This is a genomic window from Nostoc cycadae WK-1 (assembly GCF_002897135.1).
Taxonomy (GTDB): Bacteria; Cyanobacteriota; Cyanobacteriia; order Cyanobacteriales; family Nostocaceae; genus Nostoc_B.
This window is the reverse complement of the sequence record NZ_DF978433.1, coordinates 199,852-200,175: the sequence shown is the minus strand read 5'-3', so window position 1 is coordinate 200,175 and position 324 is coordinate 199,852. Positions and strand designations below refer to the sequence as shown.

Annotated in this window: 1 protein-coding gene; it reads left to right on the top strand. The window is 46.9% G+C overall.

Annotation, left to right across the window (positions count from 1 at the left end):
• On the top strand, nucleotides 1-324 hold a 324-nt coding region (locus tag NCWK1_RS30220; protein ID WP_245894950.1), incomplete at both ends, for a tetratricopeptide repeat protein.

Genomic DNA, 324 nt, shown 5'->3' with positions numbered 1-324 from the left:
AGTCGTGCAGTGGGCGATCGCGCTGGGGAAGCTGCTACTCTCAATAACATTGGTGGAGTCTACAACGATTTAGGAGAAAAGGAGAAAGCACTGTCATTTTATAACCAAGTTCTGCCCCTAATTCGTGCAGTGGGCGATCGTTTCGGGGAAGCCACCACTCTCAATAACATTGGTGCAGCCTACTCCGCATTAAGAGAAAAGGAGAAAGCACTAGAATTTTACAACAAAGCTCTGCCCCTATATCGTGCAGTGGGCAATCGCTCTGGGGAAGCTACCACTCTCAATAACATTAGTTCAGTCTACAACGATTTAGGAGAAAAGGAG